The organism is Arthrobacter sp. efr-133-TYG-120, assembly GCF_030209785.1.
In the GTDB taxonomy this organism is placed as follows: Bacteria; Actinomycetota; Actinomycetes; order Actinomycetales; family Micrococcaceae; genus Arthrobacter.
Window position 1 is genome coordinate 156,891 of record NZ_JARVRI010000014.1, and the last position, 22,203, is coordinate 179,093.

Here is a 22,203-nt window from a genome sequence, read left to right on the forward strand (position 1 = left end):
CCCCCACTGGTCCAGCACCGAGTCGTGGATCGCCCTGCATGATCGCCACGTCAAGGACCGCGCCATCGGCACCCGGAAGCGTTCCGAAAGGCCGTCCGACACAAGTAACCCTTTTCCGATGAAGCACAAGGAGCACAACATGAAACTCGAAGGAGCCTGCCTTTGCGGCGAGGTCACGTACACGATCGCAAGCGAACCGAAGTTCACAGCGGTCTGCCACTGCACCGATTGCCAGCGCCAGACCGGTGGTGCGTTCTCCCTCGTCATCGGCGTCGATGACGACAAACTGACAATCACCGGAGACTCGGTCAAGACCTTCATTACGGTCGGCTCTGAGCACAAGACCAACACCAACCGTACGTTCTGCTCGGACTGCGGTTCGCCGATCGTCGGCCGAATCGACGCAATGCCGGGGCTGGCCTTCGTCAAGGCCGGGACGCTGAACGACACCTCGTGGCTCAAGCCGACGGTGGAAGTCTGGTGCCGGTCCGCCCAGCCGTGGGTTGCCCCACTCCCGGGCGCGGAGCGCTATGACGGCGACATTCCGTCCTGACCGAAGCACGCGCGCTGGTCGCGCGCACCTTTGGGGTTGGGCGTGTCGGCGTATGGGGGCGGCGCGCCCAACCCTTTCCCGTCCGCCAGTTACATTCCGGACGCATCAAGCGGCGCCCGATTACATCGGGCGCAGCAACCATCGAAACGGGCGAGAGGATCCAAAGTCCGTGACTTCCATCGATAGCCGCATGGGCCCGCGAGGCGTGAATCTGGCGGAGCAGCCGCTTACAGTCTCTGAAGCCGAGGAGCGGATTCAGCAATCATGCTTTACCACTGGCCCAGCCGGGCGTATCGGACTTGAACTTGAACTGCTGGTCGGCCGCACCGGAGATCCATCTCTCAAGGGCTCGCTTTCTGACGGCGATTACCGAGAATTCTTTGAAGGGCTCAAGAGCGCAAGGGTCGATGGAAACCTCACTCTGGAACCAGGTGGCCAATTCGAATTCAGCTCGCTTCCGAAGGACAGCCTCCCTGAAGCTATTCAGTCTGTGCACCAGAGCATGGCCCTGCTACGCGGGCGGGCTGCCGAACTCGGCTTCGCCCTGACTGGTGCGGGTGTCGACCCTTTCCGGGAACCGAGGCGGATCACTCAGGCACCCCGTTACAGTGCCATGGAAGAGTACTTTCGCCCTTGGGGACAGGCCGGTTCCATCATGATGTGTTCCACAGCTTCCTTACAGATCAACATCGAGGCCGGCACCAGTGACGCCGAGATGCGCGATCGTTGGGATCTTTTGTATGCGCTTGGGCCAACACTTGCCGCGACGTTCGCTAACTCTTCATGGTTCCGCGGCAGGCGAACGGGCTGGAAGAGCAAGCGACTCGCGGCGTGGCTCGCGCTCGACCGATCCCGAACCGGCGTCCCGTATGCCGAAGGGCAGAGCGATCCCGCAGCCGCGTATACACAATGGGCTCTGGATGCCCCACTGATGATGCTTCGCCGTCCGCACGGCAGCTGGAAGGCCCCTTTGGGACTTACCTTCCGCGATTGGCTACTGGAAGGGAGGACGGCGGTTGCCGATCTCCCCCCAGCTAGTCTTGAAGACCTCCAGCATCACTTAAGTACCCTGTTCCCGCATGTACGGCCCCGAGGCTACTTTGAGGTCCGATACATTGACGCTCAACCGGGTTGCTGGTGGGCCGTGCCAGCAGCCGTGATCGCAGCACTCGTATCTGATCGACGAATCGCCGAGCACGCGAGAGACATCTGCGCTGACTCGCCAACATGGGAGGAGGCAGCATGTTTTGGTCTCGAAAACCCCATTACTGCCGTTGCTGCTGTGAAGTTGCTGACGCTGGCAGCTTTACAACTGCAGTGCAACTCGGCAACGGCCGTCCTTGCCAAGCAAGTGGAGGAGTACTTGGAGCGCTGGACGATCCAGGGCCGATCACCCGGTGATGATCATCCATCCGAGTGGGGAAAGCACATCCACGGCTGCGCCCAAGAAAGCTGCGTCGTCGGGGCCTGAACCAGGGCGCAGAAGCAGCTTTGATGCCTGATGACGGCAGGAACGCAGAGGGCTCCTGGCGCGTGCCGTGCGTCGGGAGCCCTCTGGCTGTGGACCTTTCTGGACCGGCATCTGACTCTCAGAGTTGGATACCGGAGTATTTGGTTTGCTGGTAGACGTCGCGGCCTTAGGTTCCGCCTTCGCGGTACAGCCCTGATTGGTGGTGCCGCCGAAGGGCGTTGCGGGATTGCTGACTTGTCCGCGGTTGATTCCCGTCGTGCCGGCCTCAGGGACGCGCAGGCCACGTGAGAGATTCTGGGCGAAGACCTAGGAGGCCAGGCCGTAGGGGGCGTTGTTGGCTTCGGCGATGGCTTGGTCCTCGGTGTCGAAGGTGTAAATCGCTGCGACCGGTCCGAAGATCTCTATGGTGCGCGTGTCGGCGTCCGAGACGAGCTGGTGGAAATCAATGAGCCCTACGGTCGCGTGCTGGCCTCTGACGTCCGGTACCGTTTCGTCATCGACATCTCAACGCTGGGTTGACGTCGGCTAAGCAGTAATGCGGGACAGTACGTGGTCGAGGTCTTTGAGGACGGCCGCAGCAGTGGCAGGTGTGCTGGATGCCCCGCCGAGGACAGTGAGTTCCCCCATTTCCTCCGTGAGAACCCGAATTGCCTTCATGCTGCCTTGGAGGCCGGCGAACGGGTGGTTTTGAGGGTACTCGCGGAGTTCGATCCCGGCCCGGACGGGCCCTGTTTGCCGATTGACGAAACCGACCAAGCGTGGCGCGACCCCTCGGGTTCTCCATTGCTCGACGTCGATGTCTGAGACGGAGCGGATGCCCTGCCTGGGAAGGGAATCGAGGTGCAGGTCCATGCCCAGCGCAGAGTTGGCGATGATGATCAGTTTGCTCGCTGTGTCCCATCCGTCGATGTCAAAAGTAGGGTCCGGTTCAGCAATACCTTTCTCCTGGGCCAAGCGGAGGGCTTCGTGGATGTCAAGGCCGCCTTGGAGCATCTCGTTGAGGATGAAGTTTGTGGTGCCGGTCAGCACCGCCTCGATTGCGAGCACTTTGGTTCCTGCGAGGTTGTGTTCAATGAGATCGACGGTGGGGAGGGCCGCGGCGGCAGCTCCGCTGAACCGAAGCGACACACTGTTCGCGGCGGCGAGGTGCTGAAGGTTCCTCAGATCGGTCACCAGGGCCCCTTTGGAGACCACCAGTGCGTGCATGTGTCGACGGAGTGCAGCGCGAAGGTATGTCAGCGATGCGCCGCCGGTTCTGTAGTCGCTCGGGCCCGCATCAATGAGTATGTCGGCGCGCACTGCGGACATGAAGAGATCGCCGCTGAGCCCAGGCGTGAACGCTGGACGTTCTTGCAGGCGCTTCGCGGATAGCCCATTCGAATCCACCAAACCTGCGGCCGACCCGCAAACGCCGGTAATCCGCACGTCGACGCCGAAACGTTCACGATATCCGTGGCGGCGCAATTCGAGCATCTCCGCGACATGTCGACCGACGTTCCCAAACCCTGTAATGGCTACGCCAAGTGGACGCATGCAGCCTCCTGCACCGGAATGTTGAATTTCATCGGGTCTCCCTCCGTGAGGTGGAGCGCGGTTCCCCCGCTGACAGCGTGATCCACAGCAGGACGGCTGCGCCAAGCGCCGAGGCGCCGCAACAAATTGCCGGGATCGGCCCGGAGAGATCGTGGCCGCCGATGCTCAAAGTGACGAGACCGGAAAAGACGGACCCTGTCATCCCGACGGACATCGCTTCACCAACGCCTGTGCGTTCGCGAAGGCCTGGCGTGCACAAAGCGGCGGCTGCCACCCCGGCACCGATGATCAGGAAAACAAGGATCGTGTTCATAGCTCACCTTCCGAAGTGGCTGGGCCGACCTGACTAGAGTTGGATGCCGGTGTATTTGGTTTCCTGGTAGGCGTCGAGGCCTTCGGTTCCGCCTTCGCGGTGCAGCCCTGATTGGTTTGTGCCGCCGAAGGGTGCTGCGGGGTTGGAGACGAGTCCGCGGTTGATTCCGGTCATCCCGGCCTCGATGGCGTCGGCGACGCGCAGGGCGCGGGAGAGGTTTTGGGTAAAGACGTAGGAGGCCAGGCCGTAGGGGGTGTCGTTGGCTTCGGTGATGGCTTCGTCTTCGGTGTCGAAGGTGTAGATCGCTGCGACCGGGCCGAAGATTTCCTCGGTGCGGATGTCGGCGTCGGCCGGGATGTTCGTGAGGACGGTGGGCGGGTAGTAGTAGCCGGCTCCTTCCTGGATGGTTCCGCCGGTGAGGAGCGTGGCTCCCTTGGCGACGGCGTCGGTGACGAGCGCAGAGACACTGGCCACTTGTTTGGCGTCCACGAGCGGGCCGAGTTCCACGCCGGGCTCCGCTCCGTCGCCGACCCGGGTGGCGGCCATTTTCTCAGTGAAGCGTTGGGTGAACTGTTCGGCGATGCCGGACTGGAGGTAGATGCGGTTCGCTCCGACGCAGGATTGGCCGCCGTTGCGCAGTTTGGCGACAATGGCTCCGTCGACAGCTTGGTCGAGATCGGCGTCGTCGAACACGATCAGGGGTGCGTTGCCGCCGAGTTCCATGGAGGTGTTCATGACGTTTTCGGCTGCTTGCCGAAGCAGGGCGCGGCCGACCTGGGTGGAGCCGGTGAAGGAGATCTTCCGGATCCGGGGGTCGGCCATGATTGCGCCGACGACTCCGCGCGAATCGTTGGTCGTGATGACGTTGACGACGCCGGCGGGCACGCCTGCTTCTTCCATGACCTGTGCGAGCAGGAGGCTGGTTAGCGGTGTTAGTTCGGCGGGTTTGAGGACGGTCGTGCAGCCTGCGGCCAGGGCTGGGGCGATTTTCCGGGCGCCCATGGCGAGGGGGAAGTTCCAGGGCGTGATGAGGAGGGCGGGTCCCACGGGGCGTTTGGAGACGGCGATCCGGTAGTTCCCGCCGGGCTCGAGACCGTACTGGCCCTCGAGGTGCAGGCGGCCGGCGGATTCGGCGAACCAGCGGAAGAACCCGGCGCCGTAGTCCACTTCGGCTTGCGCTTCGGGGAGGGTTTTGCCCATTTCGGCGGTGATCAGGGCGGCGAACTCGTCGCGGCGGTCGATGATTCCCTGGTAGGTGCGGGCGAGGATGTCGGCGCGTTCTCGCGCCGGGGTGGCTGCCCAGGCGTCCTGGGCAGAGCATGCCGCGTCGAGGGCAGCGAGGCCGTCCTGGACGGTGGCGGAAGGAACCTCGGCAATGGGTTGTTCGGTGGCAGGGTTGGAGACGGTGATGGTGGTCCCGGTGCTGGAGGGGACCCAGACGCCGCCGATTGGCATGAGTTTCTCCGGGAACCCCAAGGCCGGGGTGGGTGCGGGAGCGGTAGTGGTGGTGTGTTCCATGGGAATTCTCGTGCTTTCAGCGGCTGGGTTCCTGCCGGGCCGGTAGGGCCCGGCAGGAGGAAAGGATGTGGTTAGGACGCTTCGTTCAGTCTTGTGGTGAGCCAGTTTTGGAAGCGGTGGCCGTGGACGACGGGGTCGATGAGGAGGAGGGGGGTGCCGGGTTCGTTGCCGGGTTCGGTGCGGGTGTGGATGAACCAGGGGCCGGGTTCGGTGAGGGTTTGTTTCAGGGCGAGGGTGAGTTCTTCGGGGGTCCGGGCGCGGAGGACTTTCAGGTCCACGGATTCGGCGAAGCGGCCCAGGTCGATGGTGACGGCCTGGGTGGGGATGGAGGCGGTGGAGGCGTAGACGCCGTTGTCGAGCAGGACGATGACGAGGTTTTCCGGGGCGAGGTAGCCGGCGGTGATGGCGGATCCGGGGTTCATCAGGAGGGAGCCGTCGCCTTCGATGACGACGGCGCGGGGGACGGGGGTGTTGTTGATGGCCTGGGCGATGCCGGTGCCGACGGAGATGGCCAGGCCCATGGCGTCCAGGAGGTAGAGGTGGTTATCCCGGTCCTCGACCGCGGCCAGCTCGCGGGACGTGGCGGCGCAGGTCGCGACGACGGGGACGTCGGGGGTGGTGTCGACGATTGCTTTGAGGGCTTCGATGCGTTTCATGCTTTTGCCTTTGCGTCTTTGGGGTCGAAGAATTCCATGAGGACGACGACGGGTCGGAAGGTCATGCGGGCGTGGTTGCCGGCTTCGGCGACGGTGGCGCCCCAGTCTTGGGCGGTGTTGCGGCGGTCGATGCGGAAGACGGGGATGTTGGTGGAGGCCAGCAGGGCGGGGACGGGTTCGGAGATGGAGTGGATCATGGAGTTGTATTCGCCGAGTCCGCCGCGGGTGTTGGCGACGATGAGCAGTGGCAGGTGGTAGGACACGGCGAAGGTGGTCAGGGCGGTGAGGGCGTTGCCGAAGCCGTTGTCCTGCATGAGGATGACGCCGAATTTGTTGGTGAAGGGGTAGGCGCCGATGACGCCGATGGCTTCTTCTTCGCGGGAGACGGGGTAGACCAGGGGCAGGTCCCCGTTTTCCTGGGCGGTCAGGACGCCGTTGATGATCGGGGCGATGGAGGCGGAAGGGACGTAGGCGACGCCGTCGGGGGCAAGGGCGATGATCGCGGCCACCACCTCGGCATGGCGGTCCTGGGTAATAGTCGTAGACATGGGTCAAGCTCCCTTTGCGGTTGTGGCGGTCAGGGTCTGGACGATGCGTCGCAGGCCCTCGGTGAGGTCTTCGATGTGGCAGGCATAGGAGATCCGGATGGAATGGGTTCCGCCTTGGGGGTCGAACGCAGTGCCGGGGACGACGGCAACGTTGTGTTCGTCAAGCAGGCGCAGGGCCAGCTGTTCGGCCGGTTCGGCGACGTCGGGGGAGTACGTAAGGTAGAAGTAGAACGCTCCGTCCGGCTGGCTTACCTTGACGCCGGGGATGTCTTGCAGAAGGGCCAGCCCCGCCGCGCGGCGCTGTTCGAACTCGCCGCGCATCATCTCGGCGTCGGGTCCCGCGTGGTTTAGTGCCGCGGTGGCGCCGGGCTGGAGGAAGGTGGGCGCGCAGACGGTGGTGTATTGGCGAACCCGAAGGGCCGGGGTGATGAGTTCGCGAGGGCCGGCCAGCCAGCCCAGGCGCCAGCCATCCATAGCGAACGCTTTGGCGAAGCCGCCGATCACCAGGGTCCGCTCGCGCAGGGATCCGACCCCGGCAGGGGATTCGTGTTTGACATCGCCGTAGACCAGGTCGGCGTAGATCTCATCAGACATTAGCAGCGCGTCGGTCGGCTCCAAGACCGCAGCGAGGGCTTCGATTTCCTGTCGGGTAGCAACGCCGCCTGTGGGGTTGTTCGGCGTGCAAAGGATGACCATCCGAGTGTTTTCTGTGATCGCGGCAGAAATTGCCTCGATGTCCAGCCGGAAATCGTTGGCCGCGTCCAAGCGGACAGGGATCGGAGTGGCTCCGGCCAGGCGGATACAGGATTCGTAGTGCGCCCAGGCCGGGACTGGCACGATCACTTCGTCGCCCGGACCGCAGAAGGCCATGAGGGCCAGGAACACCGCCTCGTTGGCACCGATCGTGACGATCACTTCGGAGACGGGATCGTAGGTGGTCCCGCGTCGGTCCTGAAGGTACCCGCTGATGGCGCGGCGGAGTTCCGGGGTGCCTGCGTTCGGTCCGTAGTGGACTTCGCCCCGCGCAAGCGCGGCGGACGTGGCGTCCTTTGCGACTTGCGGCGTATCAAAATCCGGACGCCCAATCTCAAAGTGATATACCTTCTCGCCCGAAGCTTCCAGAGCGGCAGCACGATCAAAAATCGCTCGAATTGGAGAAGGTTTGATCTCCGCCAGACGTTCTGCAGATCGGCTGAATCTGGTGGCTGTGACGGTGCTCATTATGGGGAGTACTCCAATTTGGGTGGGATACGGATTGGCGGGGTGCCCTATAGCGGCCAGTACAAAGGTGTTGGCGAGTCCAGCGACCTTGCGTTCGGCCCCAATTGTCCAAAGGTGTTTGGAGGATTGGGGCCGAACGGCAACGGATCACCGGACTGAACCTGCGTGGCTGGGATAATCTTGGAATGACCTGACTAACGAGCTTCCAACTGCAAGAATGTTAACATTATGAAATCTGACACCAATACAAATGTCAAGGGCGGGACCCTTCGGGCGCCCCTGAAACGTCGAGGCATGGCGCAAGATGTTGCCGATCGGATCCGCGACGCCATCCTGGCGGGAGAGATTGAGCCCGGGACGAGGCTGAATGAAGTGGAAATGGCCGCATCGCTTTCCGTGAGCCGCGGTCCGGTACGCGATGCCATCATCTTGTTGCGACAGGAGGGCCTGCTCCAGGGGGACTGGCACCGGGGCTCGCGAGTGACGGTATTTACGCACAAGGATCTCGAGGAGATCTATTCTCTGCGGTATGTCATCGAACTTCTGGCCGTCCAGCGGCTCATCGAAGGTCGGACAGACGGAGACCTTGAGATTTTGCAGGCTCGGGCAGAAGACATAGAGCGGATCGCGGCCAAGGGGGATCGGAGCGAGATGCTTCAAGCGGACATAGCATTCCACGATGCGATCTACGCGTGTGCCGGCCATGACAGATTGGAGCAAGTCTGGCTTGGTCTCCGGTCGCAGATAGCGCTGCTCCTGCTGAATCGACAACAGGGACACGATGATTACCGGACCCGCATAGGTCCTGAGCATTGGGAGATGTTTAGGGTTATTAGGGATCGGGATACCGAGAAGGCTGAAGAGCTGGTACAGGACCATATCCAGACCGCCTTCGAGAGGATCAAGGCTGACCTGAACGGCCAGGAGAGGGCCGAAGACGCGAGTTGAAGGCTCGCCCCTAGCTGAGGCCGTGACTCGCTGCCAGTGCAGCGTTTCCCCGAATCGTGACGGCTAAGCGCTCAATTCTGTCCAGGACTTGTTGACGTTGGACTTGCCCAACCCTGTGTCATCAAGTACAAATGTTAACATTCGTATTTTCGTAACTTAGATCACAGGGCGTGTTGGGGTTAGCGCAAACAGCTCCAGCGAATCGCAACCGCCTACATCCACAGACAAGGCCGATCGCCGTTGAGGCGAAGCGCGGGGTTAGGCAACTGCCGAATCCTGTTGGCTGGCATGTCCTCCCTAGAACGAATGGCAACCATGGAACTGCAAAAGGCAGTTGACAGCTCTTCTGAAGCAGCTGCCAACGAGAAAACCGCAATGATTTCAGTTCGCGGGGTCAACAAGCACTTTGGACCCCTGCATGTCCTTCGCGATGTCAACCTTGAGGTCGCACAAGGCCAAGTCGTCGTCGTGCTCGGTCCCTCCGGCTCGGGTAAGTCGACACTGTGCCGCACTATCAACAGGCTGGAGACGATCGGATCCGGGACGATCGCCGTTGACGGTAAGCCCTTGCCCCAGGAGGGCAAGGCGCTCACGCGATATCGCGCCGACGTCGGAATGGTCTTTCAGTCGTTCAATCTGTTCGCTCACAAGACCATCCTTGAAAACGTCATGCTTGCACCGCTAAAGGTGCGCAGGTTGTCGAAGGCCGAGGCCAGGAGCAGAGCCATGGCGCTGCTGGAACGCGTGGGCATTGCTAACCAAGCACACAAACTTCCCGCTCAGCTTTCGGGTGGTCAGCAGCAGCGCGTTGCTATTGCCAGGGCGTTGGCCATGGAACCCAAAGTGATGCTTTTTGATGAGCCCACCTCGGCGCTCGACCCGGAGATGGTCACCGAAGTCCTGGAGGTTATGACGTCCCTGGCCAAAGGTGGCATGACAATGCTCGTCGTCACCCATGAGATGGGGTTCGCCCGCCGCGCTGCCGACCGCGTGGTCTTCATGGCGGACGGCCAAATCCTTGAAGACGCCACCCCGGATCATTTCTTCGCCAGCCCGTCTACTGCGCGTGCCAGGGACTTCCTGGGCAAGATCCTCAGCCACTGACCTCCCCAAATTTTAGAAAGTAGTTCATTGTGAAGCTCAAGTTCCTTGCCGTCCCTGCGGTCGCTCTGATCCTTGCCGGCTCAGTGGCCGGCTGTTCCGGGGCGACCTCCAAGCCCAAATCTGTCGAAGCAAGTGCCCAAAGCGGTCATCTGACGATCGGAATCTCCTTCGATCGTCCGGGTCTCGGCATTAAGAGTCCAAATGGTTCGTTCAAGGGTTTTGACGTCGATGTCGCCAAGTACGTAGCCAACAAGCTGGGTGTCCCAGAATCTTCCATTACTTGGAAGGAGGCCACCCCTGCTCAGCGAGAAAGCCTGATCCAGAACGGACAGGTGGATTACGTCGTGAATACCTACAGCATCAATGACGCGCGAAAGGAGAAAGTGGCTTTCGCGGGACCATATTTCCTTGCGGGCCAGTCTCTCCTGGTGCGGACCGATAACACGGACATCACGGGTCCGGAGTCCTTGAACGGCGGGAAGAAGCTGTGCTCCGTGACTGGGTCGACCCCAGCCCAGAACATCAAGAAAAACTACAGCAAAGACGCTCAACTGCAGGAGTACGACACGCCTTCGGCATGCGTCGAAGCACTGAAGAGTGGCGCGGTGGACGCGATGACGACCGACGACATTCAACTCGCTGGCTTTGCCGCGGCTAACCAGGGGAAGTTGAAGCTCGTAGGCAAGACCTTCAGCAAAGAAAACTATGGCATCGGTCTGAAGAAAGACGACACCGCCGGCCGCGCCAAGATCAACGATGCCATCCAGTCGATGATCGATGACGGCTCCTGGGCCAAAGCGTTTGAAACCAACATTGGTCCATCCGGCTACGCGTTGCCCGCTAAGCCCGTCATTGACCGCTACTAGCTCCCGCAGCTGCCAGACAAGACTGGACATAGAAAATGGATATCCTCAACGAATACGGGGACCAGCTTCTCGCCGCATTTGTGATCACACTTGAACTGACGGTGCTTTCGGCGTTGGGTTCGTTGCTGTTGGGCACAGCGCTCACTGCCATGCGTTTGTCTCCGGTATGGGCGCTGCGGACCGTCGCCACCGGATATGTGAACCTCGTCAGGAACACGCCGCTGACCCTCGTGGTCCTCTTCGCGTCGTTCGGCTTGGCGCAGCAGCTTGGAATCACCCTGGCGGACCCGAAGTCGCCTACGTCGATAACGGACAGCTCCTTCAGGCTGGCTGTTCTTTCATTCAGCCTCTACACCGCAACGTTTGTGTCGGAGGCGCTCAGGGCAGGAGTCAACACTGTTCCGCCCGGCCAGTCGGAGGCCGCTCGTTCGTTGGGTCTGGGCTTCATGCAGGGTCTGCGCTATATCGTCCTTCCGCAGGCGTTCCGTGCCGTCATCGCCCCGTTGGGAAGCATTCTCATAGCGCTGACCAAGAATACAACTGTTGCTTCTGTCATTGGCGTGGCTGAGGCCGCGCTGCTCATGAAGGAAATGATCGAAAACACGTCTGCCCTCATCATCGTTGGATTGATCTTCGGGGTCGGCTTCATGTGCCTGACCATTCCGACGGGGGCGGCCTTCGGATACCTAAGTAAGAAGTTTGAGGTGAAACGATGAGCGGCTCCGGAGCAACCATGAGGACTCTTTATGACGTCCCCGGCCCCAGAGGTAAGGCGCTGAACATTGCCGTCAGTGTCCTATGTGTCCTGGGCCTGATGGGCACCGGGTGGTGGGTCTGGTCTGCCCTTGCCGAAAAGGGGCAGTTGGCCGCAGAAAAGTGGGAGCCTTTCCTGACGCCGGAGATGTGGCTGACGTATCTTCTGCCTGGAATTGCGGGAACGCTTCAGGCGGCGGCATTCTCCATTGTCTTGGCCATCATTCTGGGCATTCTCCTAGGCGTAGGGCGTCTGTCGGAGAATCGGCTTGTGCGCAATTGCTGCGGCGCCGTGGTGGAGTTCTTCCGTGCAATTCCGCTTCTCGTCCTCATGCTCTTTTGCTTCCAGTTATTTGCTGATTCTGAGCTGTTTCCTTCGACCGAGCTCGCTGTAGCTGCGGTCGTAACAGGGCTGGCGCTCAGCAACGGCGCGGTCATCGCGGAAATCGTACGGGCCGGGATCAAAGCCATCCCCAAGGGACAAGGAGAGGCCGCGATAGCTCTCGGGCTGGGCCATGGACAAACCCTGCGAATGGTTCTCTTGCCGCAGGCAATAACGGCAATGTTGCCAGCAATCGTTGCGCAGCTTGTTGTAGCGCTGAAGGACACCGCCCTCGGCTACCAAATCACGTACGTCGAGGCCGTAAGGCAAGGGATTCAGGCAGGTTCGGCCTACTCAAACTACATTCCTTCATTGATGGTCATAGCGCTCGTGATGATCGCCATCAACCTTGGGTTGTCGCGACTCGCAACCTTCCTTGAGAACCGCCTTCGCAGCGGCCGGAAGCCTGTTGCCAAGCCGGCACTTGAGAAGGTTCTCGTCCCGCAAACGTAGGTGGGGAGCCGCGTTGGGGCGTGCGGAACATGTCTGTCCGCACGCCTCGACGCCGACGGCTACTCCCCGGTGGCGTCTGTCGTTGAAACGCCGGGGCCGTTATGGAGGTCTGTCCTTCGCGCCACGGCTCGTTCAGCGTGGATCACGGCGTCGAGCAGTCCTGGAAACAGCACGTCGAGCACTTCGGACCTGAGTGTGTTCAGGATTGCCGTGCCTTGATAGTGCTGTTCGATGATTCCTGCTTCGCGAAGGACGCGGAAATGGTGGGTCGAGGTGGACTTGCTTACCGGGAGCTCGAAAGCGATACACGCCTGGTCGTCGTGGCCATTAGCCAACTGGTTCACAATGCGCCGACGAATCGGATCGGCCAGTGCCGACAGGACAGTGTCGATCTGAATCTCATGGGGCGTGGGGTGGTCCAAGGTGCGCATGGTTCGATTATCCAAGAAGTTCTTTCGCGGAGCGATTATATAGTACGGTATCTATCGTACTACGATGATTGTCGAATCACGTAGTATCGCTACTGCAGAATAGGAGACGAAACATGAGGGTACTCCAGATAGGCGCTGCCGGTGGAGTCGGTCGCCGCTTGGCCCAGTTGCTTGTTGAGCGGGGCGACCAAGTCACGGGCATGTTCCGGAACCCCGCCCAGATAGACACCGTGGCAGCCACTGGGGCGACGCCCGTCGTCGGCGACCTCATTGCCGACTCCGTTGAAACGCTCGCTGACAGGATCAAGGGGCACGACGCCGTCGTATTCTCTGCCGGTGCGCACGGGACAGGCCTTGACCAGACGACGCTTATCGATGGCAAGGGCCTCGAGAAGGCGGCTGACGCTGCCGCCCGCGCGGGAGTGCTGCGGTTCGTGCTTGTGTCAGCCTTCCCAGACTCAGGGCGTGGCGGGCTGGTCAACGACCGCTTCGAGCACTACATGCGGACAAAGAAAACCGCAGACGTGTATCTGACCCGAACCGACTTAGACTGGCTGATTGTCCGCCCCGGTCTTCTTCGCGATGAGCCGGGCGATGGTCGAGTCACAGCCGGACTCGCGATCGAATACGGCGACGTACACCGGGACAACGTGGCCGCGTTCATTGATGCAGCACTGCATAACCCGGCTCTGAACCGCACAATTGTGGAATTGACCGATGGGCACACGTTGGCGGCCGAGGCTGTTGCCCAGCTCGTTGATGGAGCCCGGCCGCACTCGCATTAGGACAACCGCGGGCCTCCTGCGCGCGTGAGCCTAGCCGTCCCGGCCCGGCTTTCGCTGCTGTCTGGCTTGCTCCACCAGCTCAGTCATCCACGGCCGGTGCCCGCGATGAATCGTCAGGCCCTCGGGCAGGCCGTGGACTGTGGCTGCGTCTCCGAGGACGTCGATAGTGATGGGTCCGCGGCCCGTCGGTGCGTTGCTGATGTGCAGGTCGCCAAAGGACTTCGGAAGCACGGGATCCAACCACACGCCACCACGGGAAACATGTGCGTCGTACCGCATCAGACTGGTCACCAGCGCGATCGGTGCGGTTGCCGCCCACGCCTGGGGGGAACAAGCCGTCGGATAGGGCACAGGCTGTGCGAGTCGGTCCCTGCCAAAGCCGCAGAATAGCTCCGGCAGCCGCCCGTTTGAGTATTCGGCGCCATCGAGTATAGCGGTCGCAATACGCTGCGCCTGCTCAATGAAGCCGTAACGCACCATGCCCATGGCAATGATCGCATTGTCGTGGGGCCAAACGGATCCGTTGTGATAGCTCGCGGGGTTGTATGCTCGCATGTCACTGGCCAGAGTCCGGACTCCCCAACCGCTGAACATTTCCGGAGACATCAGCCGTTCAACCACCATCGGCGCCTTGTCCTCGTCGACGATGCCAAACCACAGGCAGTGGCCCATGTTGGACGCGCAGGCGTCGACCGGCCGCTTGTCCCGGTCCAGCGCGATGGCGTAGTAGCCGCGCTCGGGCAGCCAGAACTGCTCATTGAATCGTGTCTTGAGCTGCACTGCGCGGTCCACGAGTTCGGCCCCTAGAGCCTCATCGCCGGCGTCGTACGCCATCCAGGCCCGGGACATGTATGCGCCGTAGACGTAAGCTTGCACCTCGCATAACGCGATCGGCGGCTCTGCCAAGGTTCCGTCGGCAAAATTGATGCCGTCCCACGAGTCCTTCCACCCCTGGTTGATCAGGCCCTGGTCATTGAGGCGCGCGTACTCGACAAACCCGTCGCCGTCTTTGTCCCCGTAGTCCCGGATCCAGGCCAGCGCACGGTCCGCATGGGGTAGCAACGCAGCGGTGGCATCGGGGGAGAAACCCCAGCGGCTGACCGCTCCGAGCATCATCACGAACAGCGGAGTCGCATCGACGCTGCCGTAGTAGGCGGACTTGCCACCCAGTGCCAAGCTGCTCGAGACGTCGAGCCTGACCTCGTGCAAGATCTTGCCGGGCTCCTCTTCGGTCATCGGGTCCACCATCGTGCCCTGGTGGTCCGCCAGCGTCTGCAAGGTGCCCAATGCCAAGGACGGGTCCACGGGGAGCGCCATCAGGGAGGTCCATAGCGAGTCCCGCCCAAACAGGGTCATAAACCACGGGGCTCCGGCAGCCACAACCACTCGCTCCGGATGTTCCGGATCCTCGATCCTTAGGGCTCCCAGATCGTCGTAGCTGCGTTGCAAGGTCCGTTCAATCGAGTGGTTCCCCATCTGCAGCACCGGGATCTTGGCGACCCACTCCCGTCGGCGTAAATCGCTCGGCGACGGTTCGCGAAGGTCCGGATGCATAAAAAGATTCCCGCGACCAGTTCCCTCACCAGACGGAATTGCTTTGAGCACGGTTTTCCAGTCACCGCCAGGCTCCACCACCGCGTGATACCTCAGTACCCCTCCCTCAATTTCGGCGCCAACGGCCGTGATGACGACTCCTTTGCTGACGCCCTCCCAGACTGCCTGGATGGTAAGTGAATTGCCGTCCGGCCTTCGGGTTTCGTCCCAGCGTCGCTCGATCCTGGCTTCCTTGACTTCGAATACATCGGCGAAGTCCGCTTCGACGATCAGCTGGATCAGGCATTCGACTGGACTGAGCGAATAATTGCGGATGGTGATTTGTTCCAGGAGGCCGGCACCTACTTCCCTTAGCCGCTCAACAATTAATGGACTGTCAGCGTAGCCATCCGTGCGAGGAACGCGCCCGACAAAGAGCGCCCGGTACGGTTCCTTCGTCTCCGCCGCCAGTGGCTCCAGTGATTGGCCGTTGATAGTCAGGCCCCAGCTGGAGAGGATTCGCGTGTCTTGAACAAAAACCCCATGCGGGTGACTTGGCTGGATGTCTCCGTTCGGCGAAGAGATACAGAAGGACGATCCCTCCACCAAGGTGACCGACCCGGTCCCCATCGGACCTGCCGCTGTTTCGGCATTCCATCCCGCCACGTTGGATCCCTTCGACAGGGTTTGGCACGACGCAACGAATCAGGTCCGGCCCGACTGCGGCCGCCGACTTCGTTGTCGTTTCAGACGCTACGCTTGTCGGCCTTCCGGTGCCATAGACCGCGTTGGCTCGCGGAAAACATTCGTGCTGCGAACGAATCCGCTGGCAGGAATGTCTCGAGTGGCGCTGTGCCGTGAGACCGAGGAACTCGAGATCCGACGTTCATTCGGACACTATCGTCCGGGTTTCGGCGGGGAAGCCTCGACGGCGCTGAACGCTGCGGCATGGAAGTTCCCTCGAATTGGGGCGCCGGCGATGGGCCCGGCCAGTCCGCAGGGCTTCGTTGAAGACCTAGTGGGATTTGCGCCGATGCAAATGGTGCAGCTGGGCCTATACAGTAATCAAGGCCGCCGAACAAGGAGACAACTCGGCCGCGGCGATTGCCTTTCCTTCTATCCGGCAAGGGAGACAGTCGTCGATGCCCTTAACGGGGGAGACACCCCCTGCTTCCGGCAGAAAAGGTGGTGACACTGCCCGTTCACAGACAGAAGGATGGCCGGCATCCTTGGACGCCGGCCACCCTTCAGGCAGTTACTGCTTTTTAGAGTCCGGCAACCCCGTTCGGAGTGCCGACGCCCGTGGGTCCGTCCCATCCGGTGCCGGAGAGGCACCATTGGCTCGTGGAGCACGTGCCCGTTGAACCCGAGGCGACGTCATTGAATTTCCCGGAGTTCGTGTACGGAAGAGAGTTGGCCAGTGCCGAGGAGCTGCCTGTGTTCCCGGAAAGCGCGTACATGGCCGCGATCAGGGGCGAGGAGAGGCTGGTCCCTCCATACTGGGCCCATGACGAGGTGGTGCTGCTGCTCGGCGCGTACACTGCCAGGCCGGTCTGCGGATCCGCGACGGCGGAGACGTCCGCCGAGGCGCGCTTGCTGCACCCAGTGCCGAACGTGGCAGCCGCTGGCAACGCGGCATTGACACTTGAGCATCCGGATCCCGAGCCGGACCAGGCAGATTCGCCCCACCCGCGTGCACTGGAGTTCTTGACCAACGATGTGCCTCCCACGGCGGTGACGTAACTCGAGGAAGCGGGGTAGGACGAGCCGGTATACCCGTTGTCGCCGGTTGACGCTGTCACCGCGATGCCCGGGTGGTTGTAGTACGTGCCGTAGCTGGAGTCTGCTGAATCCCCGCCGCCGTAGCTGTTGGAGATCGCCGCGACGCCGGGCTGTTTTGCGGCCGTTGCCACGGCTGTCCCAAGGTCGCTGAGGCTCGCTGTTGTCGCCTGCACTACCAGGATCTTGCAGTCCGGACACGCTGCAGAGACGGCGTCGACGTCGAGGGCCGTTTCGTCGGCCCATCCGGAATTGAACCTGGGAAGCTTGTTGCCGCCGTTTTGGTCCTTGATGGTGAGGCAGCCGTTGCTGACCGTGCATGCCGGGAGGCCGAACTGTGAGCGGTAAACGCCGAGATCGCGTTCCAGGTTCGGATAGCCGTAGGCATCCACGATTGCGACGGTTCTGCCGCCAGACGCGAGGCCTGTGATGTTGTAGGCACTCTGGATGTCCGCGGGGGTCTTGCCGGTGGCGGGCGGCGTGCTCGAAGCGGGTTTGGTTTGTCCTCCCGGCGACGACTTGCCCGGAGTCGTCGAATCATCGACGTACTTGAGCGCAAAACACGACGCATTGCCGGCTGGGACATCGGCGCAGACCTTCTCCGCATGCCAGTTGGCGGACGGAGATGGTTGGGCAACTGCGGCCGGTGCTGTGGCTGAGAACGCACTCAGCAACAGCAACAACGTCCCGGAAACGCTAAGGATCTTCTTCACGAAACCTCCCTGAGGAACAATAAGATCCGACTTGACAGGATAGTCAACTCGGCGTGACAAGCTTCGCACCAAACGCCACTATTGTCACCCATGTCACATCCACCCCTGCGGTCTCATGCGACACCGGGGAGATTTGCGGTTCGATTGCTAGTGGTTGGTGAGGTGGGGGCTGTGGGTGTGTTCGCGACGGAAACCGAGGCCCACAATGCGGCCCAAGAGGCGTTTGACCAGTGGCGTGTGGCTGATGAGCCGTATGAGTTGGACGGGTGGGTTGTTTTGGGCAAGGCGAGCGAGTTGGCGTGTCTGCTGTCGCTGCAATGCCTGTGCGATCCTTACCGCTGGTTCGCGTCGTCGTTGCACGCGCTGGAGGTCGGCGACGGCGATGGTGCCCGTGCGCAGTGGTACTGCGAGGTGATTGGCCGTGGCGACGGCGTCGGCGATGGCGTAGTTCACCCCGGCGGCTCCGGCCGGCGACATAGCGTGGGCGGCGTCGCCGATGCATAACAGGCCTGGCTCGCACCAGCGTCTCAACCGATTGGAGCGCACGGACAGCAGCTTGATCTGGTCCCAGTCGGTCAGCGCGGCCAGGCCGGCGGCCAAGAACGGTGCGGCACGTGCCACCCGGTCGCGGAAGGCGGCCAGCCCCGCGGCCTGAACCTGCGGGAGTGTTCCTTTCCCGATGATCGTGCCGCACTGCCAATAGTCGCCGCGGTCGATTGCGAGCACGATCTGCCCGCCGCCGACATAGCCCAGGGTCGGCGGCGCATCCTCGCTGCGCGGCACGCGGAACCACAGCACGTCGATCGGCATTGCGAACTCCCTTAGCGGCAAGTCCGCGTGTTCCCGGATAAGGGAGAACCGCCCGTCGCACGCCACCGTGAGATCCGCCCTGATCTCTACTTCGCCCTGGGGAGTGCGTGCCCGTACGCCGATCACTTGCTCACCGTGGCGGAGTAGGCCGGTGGCCTCGGTACTCATTTCCAGTCGGAAGGTGGGGTATTGCATGGCCTGGGTGGCCAAGAAGGTCAGGAAGTCCCACTGCGGCATGAACGCCATGAACTTGCATCGGGAGGGCAGGTGCCGGAAGTCCACCAGCCCGAAGGTCTGTCCGTCGATGCCGAGACGCAGTTCCGGTATCTCCGTGTGCGGCAGGCTCAGAAACTCGTCCAGCAATCCCAGTTCGGCCAGTATGTCGGTAGTCGCAGGATGGATGGTGTCGCCCCGGAAGTCACGGAAGAAATCGGCGTGCTTCTCCAGCACTGTCACCTCGACTCCGGCGCGGGCCAGCAGGTAGCCCAGCATCATGCCAGCCGGTCCACCGCCGACCACGCAACACTGCGTGTCCCAAGAACGTGGGCCGAGGCCGGGGCCGGGTGTGGTTTCGGATTCGCTGGACATCCCTGGCTCACCCCATCGACCGGCTGAGGCCGTCAAGGATGAGGTTCAGCCCGAAGTCGAACTCATCCCCGAAATCGTAGCCGGCTTTGAGGACGTGTTCGGTGGCGATCTCCATCATGTGGGGGTATTGCCCGGTCGAAAAGCGTTCAACGATCGGCGCTGTGATCTCGGCGGCGGTGTCCCTGCCGTCAAAAGGAAGGGCGGCTTCCTGGAGTGCGAATCCGTAGATGTAACTATCGAGCAAGGCATAGGCATGGGCCGTCATCTGGACGGAAAAGCCTGCTGCCCTCAAGGTCGCCAAGGTCGCTTCGTGGTGACGCAGGTTCGCTTCGCCCGGGGCGGAGCGGCTTTCCAGCAGCCCGACCGCCCAAGGATGGCGCTTGAGCGCGCTGCGCACTTCGTGTGCCCGCCGGTGCATTTCCTCCCGCCAGTCGCCCGCGGGGGAGGGTAATGCGATTTCGTGGAAGACCATGTCCACGATGCCATCCAAAATTTCATCCTTGTTGGCCACGTAGTAGTAGAGCGACATGGGCTTGGTTCCCATGCTCTGGGCGAGCGAGCGGATGGTCAGCGCGGCGATTCCTGACTCGTCAGCGAGATCCACAGCGCAACCGAGCACCCTTTCGCGGCTCAACGGAGGGCGTCGCTGGGGGAGGGGCTGTGCAGTGTCCGGCATCGGGACTCCTTGGACTCTAGTTGGTGCAGCACTCCAGCGATTTAGTGCAGGGGGTCTAGCGGTTTAGTACATTGTACGATAATCTTTTTGGTACAGCGTACGAAAAAGTAGCTGAACACCCCAAATGACTGGAAAGGAACGGCCATGACCGCTGGTCAGCATGCTGCGGAGACTCCGATTTCAGGCGGCTCGCAAAAGCCGGAGGTTACGATGCGGGCCATCGTGCAGGAGGCTTACGGCTCCGCCGACGTCCTGCACCTGACGCAGATCCCCACACCGACGATTGCCGAGAACGAGGTGCTGGTCCGGGTCCACGCTGCAGGACTGGACCGGGGGACCTGGCATGTAACCCGGGGCCTGCCTTACGCGCTGCGCCTGGCGTTCGGCGTCCGCGCCCCCAAAAATCCTGTGCCCGGGATGGACTTGGCCGGCACGGTCACGGCGGTCGGAGCAGCAGTGACCCGATTCGCCGTCGGCGACGAGGTCTTCGGGGTCGGGAAGGGCTCCTTCGCTGAATATGCGACGGCCCGCGAAAGCCAACTGGCGCTCAAACCGGCGAACATCAGTTTCAAACAAGCCTCGGTGGTCCCGGTTTCCGCCTGCACTGCGCTGCAGGCCCTTCGCGCCGCGGGCCGGATACCGCCGGGACAGAAGGTTCTGATCCTTGGTGCCTCGGGAGGAGTGGGCAGCTACGCTGTGCAGCTCGCAAAAGCTGCCGGGGCTGAAGTCACGGGCGTGTGCAGTGCCGCCAAAATGGACCTGGTGCGCTCGCTCGGTGCCGATCACGTCCTCGACTACACCACGCAGGACTTCGCCGACGGCACCAAACACTACGATCTGATCCTGGATATTGCCGGGAACCCCACCCTGGCACGCCTCCGCAAGGCGCTCACGCCTACCGGCACGGCCGTTATCACCGGCGGCGAAGAAGGCGGCTCCTGGACGGGCAGTATCGACAGGCAATTCAGGGCCCTCGCGCTGTCCCCGTTCATCGGTCAGCGGCTCACCATGGTCATAGGGACGCAAGGCGTTGCAGACCTCGAATACCTTGCCGGGCTCATCGACGCCGGAACCCTCACCCCGACCGTCGACCGCAGCTATCCGCTGGAGCAGGTTCCGGACGCCATGCGCTATTTCGACGCCGGCAAAGTGCGGGGGAAAATCGCGATCACCATCCAAGAAGCTCAAGGCAGCTGAAACAGGCACTGGCAGTACACGTTATAACAGGCACTCCCACGCGGACACGGGGACTGGTTTTCTTGAATCAGTCCCCGTTTCCCTGCTTGGAAGGCCACCATGTCCGTGACTACCGTCAAATCCTTTCCGGAAGCCGTGGCGCGTCCGCGCGCATCTCTCGCGGTTGCCATGCTCGGATTTTTCGTGGTCGCCTTGGACGCCCAGATTGTCAACGTCGCGCTGCCGGAGATCCGGAATGATTTCGGCGGTGGCCTTTCCGGCCTGCAGTGGATAGTCACCGGCTATACCTTGATGTTCTCGGCATTGCAGCTTTTCGCAGGGACCTTCTCAGACCGCGTTGGGGCGCGTCGCGCCTACGGCATCGGCATGATTCTCTTCACCGTTGCCTCGATGGCATGCGGGTTCAGCCCGAGCCTTCCTGCACTCATCGCCGGACGCGTCCTGCAGGGCATCGGTGCGGCAATGATTACCCCTACGTCCCTCGCCCTCATCCGGGAGGCGTTCCACGATCCTGCGCGTCGCGGAAGGGCAATCGTGTACTGGGGCCTGGGCGGCTCGGTCGCCGCTGCTGCCGGGCCCGTGCTCGGGGGCATCCTCACGCAACTGGACTGGAGACTGATCTTCTTCGTCAACCTTCCGGTGGGAGTGGCAGCCCTGCTGGTCCTCTCCCGAGTGGCTCCTAGCCCCCACATCCTGTTGACGTTCGCCATATGTGTCGCATCCGCAGCCGTATTCGTGGCAGCACAAGCACGGGGAAGCCACCCAATGATCCCGCTCGACTTGTTCCGTTCACGCGCAGTCTCCACGGCCCTGATTGTCGCCGGGGTCACCATGGCGGCGTTCTACGGCGTCGTCTTCCTCCAGAGCCTCTACTTCCAACAGGAACGCGGAGCCAGCGCCCTGGAGACCGGGCTTCTGTTCCTGCCCATGACCGGGCTTGTTGCCCTCCTGAATCCCCTCGTGGCCAGGTTCGCGGAGCGATTCGGGCGCATAGTCGCGATCGTCTCTGGCCAATTGCTGATGGCCGCGGGGCTGGCGAGCCTCTGCCTCCTGCCAGGCAATGCGCCGACCCTGCTCGTCGCGTTCCTGATGGTGCCCGTCGGCGTCGGAGGTTCCTTCACGGTTCCGCCGATCATTGCCCTCATCCTGGACCATCTGCCGGCGGAGTTGGCGGGGACCGCCAGCGGCGCGGTCAATACCGCCCGGCAGCTCGGAGGCTCCCTCGGCGTCGCGATCTTCGGTGCCGCACTCGCCGGTCAGGACTTCATGGCAGGATTGCGCATCAACCTGAGTATCACGGCCCTTCTCCTTCTGGTCCTCGTAGCGGTGTCCCTGCCGCTTCGGCACGCACAACAATCACGGCACTAGCGAA

General features: G+C 62.1%; 22 protein-coding genes. 10 read left to right on the forward strand and 12 right to left on the reverse strand.

The window, feature by feature from the left end; translation table 11 throughout:
• Positions 1–139 precede the first annotated feature (139 nt).
• Both QRN51_RS08975 and QRN51_RS08980 read left to right on the forward strand, forming a co-directional pair.
• Positions 140–553: a GFA family protein gene (locus tag QRN51_RS08975; protein WP_284989547.1), complete on the forward strand. Its 414-nt coding sequence runs from the start codon at positions 140–142 to the stop codon at positions 551–553.
• Positions 554–722: 169 nt separating this feature from the next.
• Positions 723–2,024 (forward strand): glutamate-cysteine ligase family protein, encoded by a 1,302-nt coding sequence (locus QRN51_RS08980; RefSeq protein WP_284989548.1) that lies wholly within the window; start codon positions 723–725, stop codon positions 2,022–2,024.
• 306 nt (positions 2,025–2,330) lie between these two features.
• Here the strand turns inward: QRN51_RS08980 and QRN51_RS23245 are convergent, their stop codons facing one another.
• The 7 genes from QRN51_RS23245 to QRN51_RS09010 all read right to left on the reverse strand — a co-directional run bounded on the left by QRN51_RS23245 (position 2,331) and on the right by QRN51_RS09010 (position 7,813).
• Positions 2,331–2,471: an aldehyde dehydrogenase family protein gene (locus QRN51_RS23245; protein WP_350224968.1), complete on the reverse strand. Its 141-nt coding sequence runs from the start codon at positions 2,469–2,471 to the stop codon at positions 2,331–2,333.
• 78 nt (positions 2,472–2,549) lie between these two features.
• The gene (locus QRN51_RS08985) at positions 2,550–3,557 is read right to left on the reverse strand and encodes a homoserine dehydrogenase (RefSeq protein WP_284989549.1); all 1,008 of its coding nucleotides are present in this window, start codon (positions 3,555–3,557) and stop codon (positions 2,550–2,552) included.
• A gap of 28 nt (positions 3,558–3,585) precedes the next feature.
• Positions 3,586–3,870, reverse strand: a complete 285-nt coding sequence (locus tag QRN51_RS08990; protein WP_284989550.1) for a hypothetical protein — start codon at positions 3,868–3,870, stop codon at positions 3,586–3,588.
• A 33-nt stretch (positions 3,871–3,903) separates the two neighbouring features.
• Positions 3,904–5,388 carry an NAD-dependent succinate-semialdehyde dehydrogenase gene (locus QRN51_RS08995; RefSeq protein WP_284989551.1) on the reverse strand — a complete coding sequence of 495 codons (1,485 nt, stop codon included), beginning with the start codon at positions 5,386–5,388 and terminating at the stop codon, positions 3,904–3,906.
• A gap of 71 nt (positions 5,389–5,459) precedes the next feature.
• Positions 5,460–6,044: a thiamine pyrophosphate-dependent enzyme gene (locus tag QRN51_RS09000; RefSeq protein ID WP_284989552.1), complete on the reverse strand. Its 585-nt coding sequence runs from the start codon at positions 6,042–6,044 to the stop codon at positions 5,460–5,462.
• The gene (locus QRN51_RS09005; protein ID WP_284989553.1) at positions 6,041–6,592 is read right to left on the reverse strand and encodes a thiamine pyrophosphate-binding protein; all 552 of its coding nucleotides are present in this window, start codon (positions 6,590–6,592) and stop codon (positions 6,041–6,043) included. Before QRN51_RS09005 ends, QRN51_RS09000 begins: the two co-directional genes overlap by 4 nt.
• A 3-nt stretch (positions 6,593–6,595) precedes the next feature.
• Entirely contained in the window at positions 6,596–7,813 is a 1,218-nt protein-coding gene (locus tag QRN51_RS09010) for a pyridoxal phosphate-dependent aminotransferase (protein WP_284989554.1), read from the reverse strand.
• Positions 7,814–8,107: 294 nt separating this feature from the next.
• Here QRN51_RS09010 and QRN51_RS09015 point away from each other — a divergent pair, with 294 nt between their 5' ends.
• From QRN51_RS09015 to QRN51_RS09035, 5 genes are all read left to right on the forward strand, one after another.
• Positions 8,108–8,761, forward strand: coding sequence for a GntR family transcriptional regulator (locus tag QRN51_RS09015; RefSeq protein WP_284989555.1), 654 nt, complete (start codon positions 8,108–8,110; stop codon positions 8,759–8,761).
• A gap of 375 nt (positions 8,762–9,136) precedes the next feature.
• The gene (locus QRN51_RS09020) at positions 9,137–9,865 is read left to right on the forward strand and encodes an amino acid ABC transporter ATP-binding protein (protein ID WP_284989556.1); all 729 of its coding nucleotides are present in this window, start codon (positions 9,137–9,139) and stop codon (positions 9,863–9,865) included.
• 26 nt (positions 9,866–9,891) lie between these two features.
• A complete protein-coding gene (locus QRN51_RS09025; protein ID WP_502870855.1) occupies positions 9,892–10,731 on the forward strand; it encodes a glutamate ABC transporter substrate-binding protein in 840 nt (279 codons plus the stop codon).
• A gap of 35 nt (positions 10,732–10,766) precedes the next feature.
• Entirely contained in the window at positions 10,767–11,447 is a 681-nt protein-coding gene (locus QRN51_RS09030; protein ID WP_284989558.1) for an amino acid ABC transporter permease, read from the forward strand.
• Positions 11,444–12,319, forward strand: coding sequence for an amino acid ABC transporter permease (locus tag QRN51_RS09035; protein ID WP_284989559.1), 876 nt, complete (start codon positions 11,444–11,446; stop codon positions 12,317–12,319). The genes QRN51_RS09030 and QRN51_RS09035 overlap by 4 nt, the downstream gene beginning before the upstream one ends.
• Positions 12,320–12,378: 59 nt before the next feature.
• Here the strand turns inward: QRN51_RS09035 and QRN51_RS09040 are convergent, their stop codons facing one another.
• Entirely contained in the window at positions 12,379–12,750 is a 372-nt protein-coding gene (locus QRN51_RS09040; protein WP_284989560.1) for an ArsR/SmtB family transcription factor, read from the reverse strand.
• Between the two features lie 113 nt (positions 12,751–12,863).
• Here QRN51_RS09040 and QRN51_RS09045 point away from each other — a divergent pair, with 113 nt between their 5' ends.
• Complete coding sequence (locus QRN51_RS09045) at positions 12,864–13,535, forward strand: NAD(P)H-binding protein (RefSeq protein WP_284989561.1); 672 nt, start codon at positions 12,864–12,866, stop codon at positions 13,533–13,535.
• Positions 13,536–13,565: 30 nt separating this feature from the next.
• On the opposite strand, the gene QRN51_RS09050 is transcribed toward QRN51_RS09045, so the two are convergent.
• From QRN51_RS09050 to QRN51_RS09065, 4 genes are all read right to left on the reverse strand, one after another.
• On the reverse strand, positions 13,566–15,734 hold the full coding sequence (locus QRN51_RS09050) for an amylo-alpha-1,6-glucosidase (RefSeq protein WP_284989562.1): 2,169 nt from the start codon (positions 15,732–15,734) through the stop codon (positions 13,566–13,568).
• 599 nt (positions 15,735–16,333) lie between these two features.
• Positions 16,334–17,560: a S53 family peptidase gene (locus tag QRN51_RS09055; RefSeq protein ID WP_284989563.1), complete on the reverse strand. Its 1,227-nt coding sequence runs from the start codon at positions 17,558–17,560 to the stop codon at positions 16,334–16,336.
• Between the two features lie 147 nt (positions 17,561–17,707).
• Complete coding sequence (locus tag QRN51_RS09060) at positions 17,708–18,958, reverse strand: FAD-dependent oxidoreductase (RefSeq protein ID WP_284989564.1); 1,251 nt, start codon at positions 18,956–18,958, stop codon at positions 17,708–17,710.
• Positions 18,959–18,965: 7 nt separating this feature from the next.
• Positions 18,966–19,634 (reverse strand): TetR/AcrR family transcriptional regulator, encoded by a 669-nt coding sequence (locus tag QRN51_RS09065; protein WP_284989565.1) that lies wholly within the window; start codon positions 19,632–19,634, stop codon positions 18,966–18,968.
• Between the two features lie 144 nt (positions 19,635–19,778).
• On the opposite strand from QRN51_RS09065, the gene QRN51_RS09070 reads away from it, so the two are divergent.
• Both QRN51_RS09070 and QRN51_RS09075 read left to right on the forward strand, forming a co-directional pair.
• Positions 19,779–20,831 carry an NAD(P)-dependent alcohol dehydrogenase gene (locus QRN51_RS09070; RefSeq protein WP_284989566.1) on the forward strand — a complete coding sequence of 351 codons (1,053 nt, stop codon included), beginning with the start codon at positions 19,779–19,781 and terminating at the stop codon, positions 20,829–20,831.
• A 99-nt stretch (positions 20,832–20,930) separates the two neighbouring features.
• Positions 20,931–22,199, forward strand: coding sequence for an MFS transporter (locus QRN51_RS09075; protein ID WP_284989567.1), 1,269 nt, complete (start codon positions 20,931–20,933; stop codon positions 22,197–22,199).
• Positions 22,200–22,203 lie beyond the last annotated feature (4 nt).

What these genes read in the sequence shown, in the direction of transcription:
- QRN51_RS09065 (WP_284989565.1), bottom strand. Translation starts at nt 19,634, where the DNA reads ATGCCGGACACTGCACAGCCCCTCCCCCAGCGACGCCCTCCGTTGAGC.
- QRN51_RS09010 (WP_284989554.1), bottom strand. Translation starts at nt 7,813, where the DNA reads ATGAGCACCGTCACAGCCACCAGATTCAGCCGATCTGCAGAACGTCTG.
- QRN51_RS09070 (WP_284989566.1), top strand. Translation starts at nt 19,779, where the DNA reads ATGACCGCTGGTCAGCATGCTGCGGAGACTCCGATTTCAGGCGGCTCG.
- QRN51_RS09075 (WP_284989567.1), top strand. Translation starts at nt 20,931, where the DNA reads ATGTCCGTGACTACCGTCAAATCCTTTCCGGAAGCCGTGGCGCGTCCG.
- QRN51_RS08975 (WP_284989547.1), top strand. Translation starts at nt 140, where the DNA reads ATGAAACTCGAAGGAGCCTGCCTTTGCGGCGAGGTCACGTACACGATC.
- QRN51_RS09005 (WP_284989553.1), bottom strand. Translation starts at nt 6,592, where the DNA reads ATGTCTACGACTATTACCCAGGACCGCCATGCCGAGGTGGTGGCCGCG.
- QRN51_RS09000 (WP_284989552.1), bottom strand. Translation starts at nt 6,044, where the DNA reads ATGAAACGCATCGAAGCCCTCAAAGCAATCGTCGACACCACCCCCGAC.
- QRN51_RS08985 (WP_284989549.1), bottom strand. Translation starts at nt 3,557, where the DNA reads ATGCGTCCACTTGGCGTAGCCATTACAGGGTTTGGGAACGTCGGTCGA.
- QRN51_RS09045 (WP_284989561.1), top strand. Translation starts at nt 12,864, where the DNA reads ATGAGGGTACTCCAGATAGGCGCTGCCGGTGGAGTCGGTCGCCGCTTG.
- QRN51_RS09020 (WP_284989556.1), top strand. Translation starts at nt 9,137, where the DNA reads ATGATTTCAGTTCGCGGGGTCAACAAGCACTTTGGACCCCTGCATGTC.
- QRN51_RS09060 (WP_284989564.1), bottom strand. Translation starts at nt 18,958, where the DNA reads ATGTCCAGCGAATCCGAAACCACACCCGGCCCCGGCCTCGGCCCACGT.
- QRN51_RS08995 (WP_284989551.1), bottom strand. Translation starts at nt 5,388, where the DNA reads ATGGAACACACCACCACTACCGCTCCCGCACCCACCCCGGCCTTGGGG.
- QRN51_RS09030 (WP_284989558.1), top strand. Translation starts at nt 10,767, where the DNA reads ATGGATATCCTCAACGAATACGGGGACCAGCTTCTCGCCGCATTTGTG.
- QRN51_RS09040 (WP_284989560.1), bottom strand. Translation starts at nt 12,750, where the DNA reads ATGCGCACCTTGGACCACCCCACGCCCCATGAGATTCAGATCGACACT.
- QRN51_RS09035 (WP_284989559.1), top strand. Translation starts at nt 11,444, where the DNA reads ATGAGCGGCTCCGGAGCAACCATGAGGACTCTTTATGACGTCCCCGGC.
- QRN51_RS08990 (WP_284989550.1), bottom strand. Translation starts at nt 3,870, where the DNA reads ATGAACACGATCCTTGTTTTCCTGATCATCGGTGCCGGGGTGGCAGCC.
- QRN51_RS09015 (WP_284989555.1), top strand. Translation starts at nt 8,108, where the DNA reads ATGGCGCAAGATGTTGCCGATCGGATCCGCGACGCCATCCTGGCGGGA.